This is a genomic window from Dysgonomonas sp. 520 (assembly GCF_010501095.1).
In the GTDB taxonomy this organism is placed as follows: domain Bacteria; phylum Bacteroidota; class Bacteroidia; order Bacteroidales; family Dysgonomonadaceae; genus QVMP01.
The window spans coordinates 23775-35353 of sequence record NZ_QVMP01000007.1 but is presented as its reverse complement, the minus strand read 5'-3'; the positions used below and the strand labels follow the sequence as shown (position 1 = coordinate 35353).

Below are 11579 nucleotides of genomic sequence, written 5' to 3'. Positions count from 1 at the left end.
AGTCACAAAAAGCCTTTTTGATTCCTTTTGAGGCTTTGGTCAAAAGGGATGCAAGGAATTTTAATTCCGCGCAGTGTATTATATAAAATAAAAGAACGTTTTAAGTAGCGAGAGCAGAAGCAAAATTTGTTTTGATTATGCCGAGTCACGCAAAATGACTAATGTAATTGAACACTTTTCAACTGCTGATTCACATTAGTAATAAAAAAAGTCTGCCGCCTAAAATTTCAACGCAATAGATCCCAATACGTTTGTTCCGGCTTGTGGAAAATAGCGAAGATCGTTATCCCTCACGCCGTCCACGTAGCAAGAATACCAAGTGTAGGCATTCGACTCGTATTTCTCGTTGAACAAATTGTTTATTGTAAACTGAAAATCTATCGATTTCATAAATTTCAACGGCAACGAATACCTGAAACTCAAATTGTTGATGAAATAAGCATCCAGAGATCGCCCGTTGTCTGAGGTATTGTCAATATATTGTTTTCCTACATAATTTGTATGCAAACCAGCCTCAAACTTCTTGTACGTAAAGGTAAACAAACTATTTGCTATAACGTTCGGAGAAAAAGCAATATCCGATGTTCCCAGATAATTATCACGGCTATCTGTCCAAACCCAATTACCATCTGCGTCAGTTTCGTATACGTCTACATCTTGTTCCGTAAATTTCTGTACCTTATTTCTGCTCAAAGTCAGGTTTCCATCCCATTTCAGCCAGTTTGTTATTTTTGCACCAAACACAAATTCAATACCCATACGGTAACTGTCGGGTATGTTGCTTGTCAGCATTTCGCCAATTTCACTGATTTTACCATTCAGAATCAGTTGGTCTTTATATTTCATATAATACAGATTTGCTCCCGCACTGAATCGTGGTGAATGGAAGCGATACCCCAACTCTGTGTCATAGAGTCTTTCGTTAGTCGGTTTTTCGTTCTTGCCTGCATCCGTATAGTTATTGCGGTTAGGCTCACGATTAGCAATTGAAAACGAGGCATATACGTCATGTTGTTGATTTATTTGATAAGTAGCCCCAACTTTCGGGTTGAAGAAGAAAAATGTATGCTTTTGAGTAATGTCACGCATCACTTTATTGTCCGAGTCATACTTGTCGTCACTACCTTTCATTTTATAATATATATAGCGTCCTTGCAGATCGGCAGTAAGGTGTAGGTTTTTTATGGCCTCGTAACTGACTTTCGCATAAATATTTGCATCCGATTTTCGAGATGTGTTACGATACCAATCATCGTTGATATCCAATCCTTGAGCATTTCTTGCCCATATTACTTTTCCGTAATGTTCTCCGTCATAACTGTTTACCGCACCACCAATGGAAGCATTTAATTTATCAGCCTGATAATTCAATGCAAATGTTAAACCATAAAAATAGTTATCCAACCATTTTTGTCTTATCAAGTCTGTTTTTTTCAGAGTTACACCATCCACCACGGCCGGAGTCAAGCCGTATTCCTCATATTTACGGTCTTGCTTGTATTCTTCATAATACCCCAAGCCTCTGGTATAATGAGCGGCTGCGTTCAGATTCATTTTCGGAGACAATTCCTGTGCCCAGTGTAATTGATAGTGAGTTTGCTTGTAGTTGTCATTCTGATTTTTGTAATATTTAATATTACCTTCATCATCAACGTACTCGCCCAGGTCATTATACTTCCTGTCACTTTTCAGTTTCGATTTACTCACTCCGTTCCAAGCCTGATAGGTTTCTTCTTTTCCACCGAAGGTGATGAACTTCAATACTGTCTTATCGTTATAATATCCTCCTGCAAAATAGTAGGCTTTCATATCGGCCGAGGCTCTGTCTACGTATCCGTCGGAAGTGACATTAGACAAACGGGCATCAAACGAAAACTTATTGTCCATCAATCCTGTACCAACTTTCAATGTATTCTTGTTTGTATTGAAAGAACCGTAAGAAGAATTGATTTCACCATAGGCTTTCGAGTTTAATGTTTCAGTTTTCATATTGATACTTCCTCCCAGAGCTGCGGCTCCATTGGTTGAAGTTCCTACACCTCGCTGAACCTGCATTGATGATAAAGAAGACGCAAAATCCGGCAAATTGACAAAAAATGCACCATGCGATTCGGCATCGTTTAGCGGAACGCCATTCACAGTGATGTTTACCCGATTGGCATCAGTTCCCCGAATACGAAAGCCAGTGTATCCGACTCCCGTTCCGGCATCGGATGTTGGCACAAAAGATGGTGTAAGAGCCAGAATATAAGGAACATCCTGTCCCATGTTCCGTTTCTGGATTTCTTCGGAAGATACGTTGCTGAAAGCGATAGGCGTTTTCTCTCCTGCCCTGATGGCGGAGATTGTAACTTCTTCAAGACTGATTTGTTTAACACTATCAGGCATCAGTTCTTCGGCCTGTGCTGTGGTACTCATCAATAAAGCACCAACAATGAATAAAAATTCCTTTTTCATTATAAAATACTAATAATTAAATAAATAAAAAAGGGGTTTCTTCTGTTAAAGAGATATTTACCTAAAATTTGAAGTAGAATGCGTGCGCACTTTGCATATCTATTTCCCTCCGCCGGCATTACCCGGATCAGGTTTAATGGGTATGATCTCAGCCCGTTTTTTTAAGGCACCCCTAAGATTTTGGGTGGCAAAGATAAGTAATATTTTGTGAAAGCAACTTTACTTCGATAAAATTTTTAGTACAGCGTATATGGTTTGTTCACCCCAACTTGGAAAAACTGATTTCGGTAGTCGCCCGATTTAAAGTCTGTCGTATCAAAGAAAGCCTGATGCCACCAGTTTTGTCCGACATATCCCCCCAAACGGCTGTTTATGCCGTATCTCAATATCAGATTGTTTGTTGTGAATCCTAAATAAACGGGACTGGAAATTTGTTTACCTGTCGCATATATGCCTTTACCGTTTTCCAGTGAAGCATCGGTCATACCATTTGCTTCGTTTGTGTAAACATTGGTTCCTATCAGAAATCGCTTGTATCTCAGTTCCAGAGCTGCAGTGCGGTATCTATCATGCAAAACAAAACCTGTGAAAGGCAGTGCCAGAATATCATCTTCGAAGGCAATATGAAAATCGTGCAGGCGAATACCTAAAATTGCGGAGGTTTGTTTATCTCCCTGATAGTATCTGTTCACATAATACGATCCTCCATATCTGCCGTCGTTATACGAAAACCCGGCAAAAGATGTTCCTAATCCGAATTTCTGTTTGGCTTTGTAAGCATCAGCACCAATAGATAGTCGCCAATCGCCTATATCTTGATACAATGTAACTCCCCCACCCAATCGGAAGCCGTTTCTGTCAACAACTCCGGCCGAAAACATGGCAACCAGGGAAATTTGTATTCCTAAGCCGTCGTGCCTGTCCGGATTCAATATTTTTATTGAAGTTATATCCTTTCCTATTTTCGGGAAAGATTGTCCATAAGCGGATAGTGAGAGAAATATAAAAGTTATGACTGTGATTAATTTCATTAAAATATTTATATTTGCAAATATAAATACTTAAAATAAAAAATACTTCGAAAAAGAAAATTTGATTTTAATGTATTAAGGAAAAGCGTTAGCTTTTATTCTGTGTATGAAAGCAATAGGCACAAGAATAAGTAGTCAACGCTTACGTTAATTTATATAGGCGTGGGCTAACTTGTTTGTGCCGAAGGTATCCTAAGACCTCAAAGACGAATATAGTTAAAGTCCCATGCTTCATTTTTTTATATGCTGTTCGGAATTTAAGGTAAAAAAATACAAATTTATGATGAGATGGAATTGAGATTCGATCAAAATAAAAGCAAGGTTCGGCAACTGGCTGATGCCATCCGCATGGCTATTTCCAGCGGAGAATTCAAGGAGGGAGATATTCTTCCTTCTATCAACAAAATCAGTTCGGAGCATGGACTGGCGCGGGATACCGTGTATAAGGCTTTTCAGGAATTGAAAGAAAAAGGAATTATCGAATCGGCTCCCACAAAAGGCTATTTTGTGTCTAAAACGGTTAATAATATATTTGTTCTGCTAGACATATTCAGCCCCTACAAGGACGATTTTTACAAAGAACTGACCGCAAATCTTCCTTTAAACTACAAACTCGACTTATACTTTCATCATTATAATGAAAGGGCATTCAATCACATGATGCTAGATTGTATCGGACGTTACGACTTATATCTGATTACAAACATCGCAAATGATATGTATTCCGATGTCTTGGACAGGTTAGACAACAGTAAAGTTTTATTGATCGACTTGGGAAAATTCAAAAAAGATAAGTTTTCTTATGTCTGCCAAGGTTTTGATACAACACTGTACGATTGCCTTACATCCGGACTGAACAGGCTAAAAAAATACAAAGAGATAGATTTTATTATCCGACATGATTCTGAGCATCCTAAAAGTTGTATTCCTTACTTTATTCAGTTTTGCGAAGATAATAACTTCAACTACAAGTTTATAGAATCTGACTTCGGATATTCGGACGTAACTCCGGGAACGGCTTATCTGGTGGCAAGCCATAACGACATGATTAGGATGGTAAAACTCTGCCGTTCATTAGATTATAAACTGGGCGAAGATGTGGGGTTGATAACTTTTAATGATGCGCCAATGCTCGAAGTTATTGAGAATGGTATTACAGTAATTTCAACAGACTTCAAGCAAATGGGGAAACTGGCTGCCGAATACATCAAAACAAGAAATAAAGTGCAAACTTATATCCCCACAAAATTAATTTGCAGAGGGTCTTTATAGTTGATTTCATTAAAATATTTATATTTGTAGGAAATAAACACATAAAACAGAAAGTATATAGAAAACAATAAATTAATTTAACATATTAAGAAAAAGCGTTAGCTTTTATTCTTGTGTTCGAAACTTAGGAACTTTCAGACGCAGCAAGAGTAAGTAGTCGACGCTCACGTTGATTTAAAGTCGGCGTGGGCTTACTTATTTGCTGCAAAGGTATCCTAAGACCTCGAACACGAATAAAGTTAAAGTCCCACGCTTTCTTCATTTTTATAATCGCCTACTTCGGGACTTGAGGCACAAACTTTTTATATAATTGTGGGAAAAATATTTTTAATTTTTATGGTGTTTGCTTTTTGGGGGCATATCGTTTTTGCTCAAAAAAAGCAAACAATTGTTGTTCGTCCTGAAACTAATCTCGAAAAAACAGTACGTGAGGGGAATGATGCAGTTGAAGCAATAAGATGGTTTGGAGAAGTATTTGGAGAAGCGATGTCTAATAGATTAAAGAAGATAAGAAACAGCAAATATAGTGTATTTGTAGAAAAAGAGCTGGAGAATTGGAAGAAAAAGGGCGGATTTGAAACAACGGTAGACTGGCAACGAAGGTTGACAGATAGCACGGAAACAAAAAGAAGTGCAATACAAGAATCACACATAAACATTTATGCAAAAGAATTGGGAGTTTCAACTAGTTATGATGATTATGCCTGTAAATTAGCAGGTATGCCTTTTTATCATTCGGGAGTATATGATGCAGATAATGAAGTGCTGATTGTCAATACTTTTTGGGGAAATATACCAATACCGATTCCTCTTGATGAAGCAAAAAATATGCAGTGGGAGATGCAACGTTTGGAGAATTTAAAAGCTCGCTTTTTTATTCAAAACGACCAATTGGCACTGCTTTCGCTAATATATTCTAATAATTCAAAAACTTATACCTACGAAAATCCGTCTCAGTCAGCGCAAATCGCTCGTAACAAGAAACTCGAATTAGAGCGTTTAGATTCGTTGGAACTTGCAACATACAATCAAAAATTAGATTCTATTTACAAAGATTACAATCGTCAACTTCTGCAAAATCCGTATAATCTAAATCAAAAAATATTGACCGATTACAACAAAATAACAGGCAAAGATAGGCGAGAATACAATTTTAATAATAGTATTTCGTCTATGCAATCCTATTTTGAACGATTAAATAATAGTTTTAGAGAAGAATACGAAAATGAGTATCGGATAAATGGAAAATTGTTTGCAAACAAAGATGAATTCGAGATTTTTTACAAGCAGGGTAATTATCCACAGGAAATTGAAAAAAGAACGGTTTTAAATTATCTTACCGCCAATTCTAAATTTATTGAATCAATGGATTTTCAAAAAGAAAAAAAGGTAACCGTAGGCTCTGCTGTTCTGTTGGCTTACACGGGGATTCGTGCCGATTATTCAAAAGGAAATGCTGACAGAAAAAAGATTTTGTCTGTAATAAACAAAAGTCAAAATAAGCCATATTATTCACAAGTAATGAATTTTGTAATTGAAATCAACAAAGGATTAAATAAGGAATGGAGCAAAAACGGAAAATTCTTTGAAAACAAGTCGGAATTTTATAACGCCTATCTCTCAAATGATTACAAGAAATTTTTAAAATCGAACAAAAAAAATAATGTCAAATAAAATGTGTATTATTCTTTGTCTATTCGTTTTGGGTTATCAAATTAGGTTCTAAAAAGCAAAGAAAATGGGTGATTGGCTAATAGTAATGTTGTAGGGTGTATGCCTGCAGAAATTTTTGTCTTAATTTAGAAAGTTTGCTTTTGCAGCAAAAGGACAATTTTATCACATTTAATAAAATTTAGCAAGGCGCAAGTACATATCGATATACTTGCGCTTTATTTTTTCATCAAAAACACATCAATTGTCAGGTGAAGGTATCAATTTACCTTAATAATTATTTTGTGTGGTTTAAAGAAAATAGAATGAGTGTCTTTTTGCTAGAAATTTCTCCATTTATTGGCTGTATAAACCAAACAAAAGGGTTAACTTTGCGTCGTTTTTTGAGTAGATAAGTTTTTCAGTATCAGATATTATATGTGTAATATTGACCTGCAAAAAACAAGAGCTCAAGCAATGTGTTGATTATTAGTAAAATATAAACCTATATACTAAACTATTATAAATAATAAACATGGCAAATCTAAAAGAAAAGCTTTTTACAGATTTCCCTCCCGTGTCAACGGAAGAATGGATGGCAAAAATAACTGCCGATCTGAAAGGTGCTGATTTTGAGAAGAAACTCGTTTGGAAAACAAACGAGGGATTTAATGTTAACCCTTTCTACAGAGGTGAAAATCTGGAAGGTCTTAAGACAGTGGATTCACTGCCCGGAGAGTTTCCTTACGTAAGAGGAACAAAAAAAGACAACAACTGGTATGTGCGTCAAGACATCAATGTTGTTGATTTCAAAGCTGCTAACGCAAAGGCTTTGGATATTTTAGACAAGGGAGTTACGTCACTTGGTTTCCACATCAAGGGCAAGGATGTGAATGCGGAAAACATCAAAGCTCTTTTGAACGGTATTCATCCCGAAGCAGTAGAGTTGAATTTTTCAACTTGTCAGAAACATTCTCTCGAATTGGTGAAAATCCTTGTAGATTACATCAAATCGCAGAATGTAGATGTATTGCAATGCTTTGGATCGGTTAATTACGACCCGTTCAAAACGATCCTCAAAAAGGGCGTTGACAATGCTGAGTGGGTGGAAAAAGCTGCTGAAATTGCTTTAGCTGCGGCTCCGCTTCCACGTTTCAGAGTATTGAATGTGAATGCAACCCGTTTAAACAATGCAGGTTCTTATATCTATCAGGAACTAGGTTACGCATTGGCAAACGGTAACGAAATATTGAGCAAACTGACAGAAAAAGGTTTGGATGCAACTTTGGTTGCTAAGAAAATCAAATTCAACTTTGGCATCGGTTCAAACTATTTCATGGAAATAGCTAAATTCCGTGCTGCACGCTGGTTGTGGGCAGAAATAGTAATGGCTTACAACCCTAAATGTCCGAACGAATGTTCTAATAAAACTGATGACGGATTATGCAGATGTGCTGCCAAGATTTATGCACATGCCGAAACTTCTACCTACAATATGACTATCTTCGATGCTCATGTCAACTTGCTTCGTAGCCAAACAGAAGCTATGTCGGCAACTATCGCGGGTATCAATTCTTTAACAGTTCTTCCTTTCGACGAAGCCTATAAAGATTCGGATGATTTCTCTGAAAGAATCGCACGTAACCAACAATTGCTGTTGAAAGAAGAATGTCACTTCGATAAAATTACCGATGCCTCGGCAGGTTCTTATTATATCGAAAACCTAACGTCTTCTATCGCTGAACAAGCATGGAAATTATTCCTCGAAACAGACGAAAAAGGTTTCTACGAAGCATTGAAAGCCGGAACAGTTCAATCGGCTATCGCTGCTTCTGCTGCCAATCGTTCGAAAGCGGTTGCAACACGTCGCGAGATACTGTTGGGAACTAACCAATATCCTAACTTCACAGAAACAGCTGCTCACAAAATTGTTGAAGGTGGTTGCAACTGCGGATGTGGCGAAGGTCACTCGCAAGGTACGCTTCAGTCATTGCCAACAACACGTTTGGCTACCGACTTCGAAAAATTACGTCTGGCTACTGAAAAAGCAGATAAAACACCTGTTGTATTCATGCTGACTATCGGTAATCTGGCTATGCGTTTGGCTCGTTCTCAGTTCTCGGCTAACTTCTTTGGTTGTGCAGGATATAAAGTTATTGATAACTTAGGTTTCCAAACTGTGGAAGAAGGTGTGAAAGCTGCATTCGACAAGAAAGCGGATATCATCGTGCTTTGCTCTAGCGACGATGAATATGCCGAATATGCTCCGGAAGCTCACAAATTGATACAAGGAAAAGCTCATTTTGTTGTAGCGGGTGCTCCTGCTTCGATGGATGAATTGAAAGCTCAGGGAATTGAGCATTTCGTTAATGTGAGAAGTAACGTGCTCGATACATTAAGAACATTCAATGCTAAACTTGGAATTCAATAATATATATAAACGCTAAGAAGCAAAGACACAAAGATGGTTTTAAAAGAAAGATACGAAGAAATCGGAAAACATATTCTTGATGCATCCATTGAAGTGCATCGGGAATTAGGTCCCGGTTTATTAGAGTCTGTCTATGAAATCTGTCTTTGTGAAGAATTAAGAAATAGAAATTTAGAAGTAAAAAGTCAAGTGGAACTACCTGTTTTTTATAAAGGTCAGAAATTAGACAAATTCTTCAAAATTGATATTCTGGTAGAAAACCTTATTATTATAGAACTTAAATCTTGTGAACTTTTACACAAAGTTGATGAAGTACAATTAGTAACTTATTTAAAGCTTACAGATTTGAGACTGGGTTATTTGATAAATTTCAATGTTGCTTTATTGAAAGAAGGCATTAAAAGAAAAGTCAATAATTATTTTATTTCTTAGCGTCTTACTGTCTTTGCGTTTACAAAAATAAATATAAAACAATGAAACCAGATTTTAAAAATATAGATATCAAAAATGCAGGATTTGCTCAGACAGATGCTGCAAAATGGATTGCCGACAATGATATCAAAGCAGACTGGATGACTCCTGAGCTTATTGCGGTGAAATCCGTTTACACAAAAGAAGATTTGGAAGGAATGGAGCATCTGAATTATGCTTCGGGATTACCCCCCTTCCTTCGTGGACCATATTCGGGCATGTACGCTATGCGTCCCTGGACAATCCGTCAGTATGCAGGATTCTCTACTGCTGCCGAATCCAACGCATTCTACCGTCGTAACCTGGCATCGGGACAAAAAGGTCTTTCCGTTGCTTTCGACTTGGCTACGCACCGTGGATACGATGCCGACCATCCTCGTGTGGTGGGTGACGTCGGTAAAGCCGGTGTTTCTATCTGCTCGGTTGAAGATATGAAAGTGTTGTTCGATGGTATTCCGTTGAGCCAGATGTCAGTATCTATGACTATGAACGGTGCGGTTCTTCCTGTACTTGCGTTCTACATCAATGCAGGATTGGAACAAGGTGCCAAACTGGAAGAAATGGCAGGTACCATCCAGAATGACATTCTGAAAGAATTCATGGTGCGTAATACATACATCTATCCACCTGAATTTTCAATGAAGATTATCGCTGATATCTTTGAATATACATCTCAGAAGATGCCTAAGTTCAACTCTATCTCTATTTCGGGTTATCACATGCAAGAAGCGGGTGCAACAGCCGATATCGAGTTGGCTTATACGCTTGCCGATGGTATGGAATACCTGAAAGCAGGTATCGACGCAGGCATTGATGTGGATGCTTTCGCTCCACGTTTGTCGTTCTTCTGGGCAATCGGCATGAATCACTTTATGGAAATTGCCAAGATGCGTGCCGGACGTCTTTTGTGGGCGAAAATCGTGAAAAGTTTCGGTGCCAAAAATCCGAAATCACTGGCTTTGCGTACTCACTCTCAAACTTCGGGATGGTCGCTGACAGAGCAAGACCCATTCAATAACGTAGGACGTACTTGTATCGAAGCAATGGCATCGGCACTTGGACACACTCAGTCACTTCACACCAACGCGTTGGACGAAGCGATTGCACTTCCTACCGATTTTTCTGCACGTATTGCACGTAATACTCAGATATATATTCAAGAGGAAACTCAGATTACAAAAGAAATTGACCCTTGGGCAGGTTCTTATTATGTGGAAACACTGACAAACGAACTTGTGCATAAAGCGTGGGAACATATTCAAGAGATACAAAAATTGGGTGGCATGGCGAAAGCTATCGAAACAGGTCTTCCAAAAATGCGTATCGAGGAAGCTGCTGCACGTACTCAGGCTAAAATTGACTCGGGTGCTCAAACTATTATCGGTGTTAACAAATACCGTTTGGAGAAAGAAGATCCTATTGATATTCTTGATGTGGATAACACGGAAGTTCGCCGTCAGCAAATCGAGCGTTTGAACGAACTGAAAGCTAACCGTGACAATGATGCTGTTAAGAAAGCATTGGAAGCTATCACAGAATGCGTGAAAACGAAAAAAGGAAACTTGCTCGAACTTGCGGTGGAAGCAGCGCGTGTTCGTGCTACTCTAGGTGAAATTTCAGATGCCTGCGAGGTAGTTGTAGGTCGTTATAAAGCTATAATCAGAACAATATCAGGCGTGTATTCATCAGAAACTAAAAATGATTCTACATTCCAACAAGCAAAAGAGCTTGTGGCGGAATTCGCAAAGAAAGAAGGTCGTCAACCCCGTATTATGATTGCAAAAATGGGTCAGGACGGACACGACCGTGGAGCTAAAGTAGTTGCTACCGGTTATGCAGACTGTGGATTCGACGTAGATATGGGGCCATTGTTCCAAACTCCGGAAGAAGCTGCACGTCAGGCTGTGGAAAACGACGTGAATGTTCTTGGAGTATCTTCTCTGGCTGCGGGTCACAAAACGCTTGTGCCACAGGTGATAGCGGAACTTAAGAAACTTGGTCGTGAGGATATAGTGGTGATTGCAGGAGGGGTTATACCCGCACAGGATTACGACTTCCTTTACAAGTCTGGTGTTGCCGCAATCTTTGGACCGGGTACTTCGGTTACGAAAGCTGCTGTTCAGATTATGGAAATATTACTTGCAGAGTAATAAAATACATATAAATATTGACATAAAAAGTTGCCTTTTTGAGGCAACTTTTTGTTTTATACGAAAAAGATAAGCATTTTTATCTATTTTTGCATTTATAAATTTTTAAACAATGAA

Annotated in this window: 7 protein-coding genes and 1 riboswitch; of the genes, 5 read left to right on the top strand and 2 right to left on the bottom strand. The window is 38.3% G+C overall.

All coding sequences use genetic code 11. The features are described from left to right. Positions 1 to 219: 219 nt before the first annotated feature. A complete protein-coding gene (locus D0T56_RS05160; RefSeq protein WP_163319072.1) occupies positions 220 to 2457 on the bottom strand; it encodes a TonB-dependent receptor in 2238 nt (745 codons plus the stop codon). Between the two features lie 87 nt (positions 2458 to 2544). Continuing rightward, a riboswitch (TPP riboswitch) is annotated at positions 2545 to 2641 on the bottom strand. A gap of 52 nt (positions 2642 to 2693) precedes the next feature. Continuing rightward, positions 2694 to 3488, bottom strand: coding sequence for a polymorphic toxin type 23 domain-containing protein (locus tag D0T56_RS05155; protein WP_163319071.1), 795 nt, complete (start codon positions 3486 to 3488; stop codon positions 2694 to 2696). Positions 3489 to 3776: 288 nt separating this feature from the next. Between D0T56_RS05155 and D0T56_RS05150 the strand changes: the two genes are divergently transcribed. From D0T56_RS05150 to scpA, 5 genes are all read left to right on the top strand, one after another. Next, positions 3777 to 4760, top strand: a complete 984-nt coding sequence (locus D0T56_RS05150) for a GntR family transcriptional regulator (protein WP_163319070.1) — start codon at positions 3777 to 3779, stop codon at positions 4758 to 4760. A gap of 336 nt (positions 4761 to 5096) precedes the next feature. Next, positions 5097 to 6434: a hypothetical protein gene (locus tag D0T56_RS05145; RefSeq protein WP_221412334.1), complete on the top strand. Its 1338-nt coding sequence runs from the start codon at positions 5097 to 5099 to the stop codon at positions 6432 to 6434. Between the two features lie 511 nt (positions 6435 to 6945). After that, a complete protein-coding gene (gene mutA / locus D0T56_RS05140) occupies positions 6946 to 8841 on the top strand; it encodes a methylmalonyl-CoA mutase small subunit (protein ID WP_163319068.1) in 1896 nt (631 codons plus the stop codon). Between the two features lie 33 nt (positions 8842 to 8874). Next, the gene (locus D0T56_RS05135; protein WP_163319067.1) at positions 8875 to 9273 is read left to right on the top strand and encodes a GxxExxY protein; all 399 of its coding nucleotides are present in this window, start codon (positions 8875 to 8877) and stop codon (positions 9271 to 9273) included. 41 nt (positions 9274 to 9314) lie between these two features. Beyond that, entirely contained in the window at positions 9315 to 11462 is a 2148-nt protein-coding gene (scpA, locus tag D0T56_RS05130; RefSeq protein WP_163319066.1) for a methylmalonyl-CoA mutase, read from the top strand. Positions 11463 to 11579 lie beyond the last annotated feature (117 nt).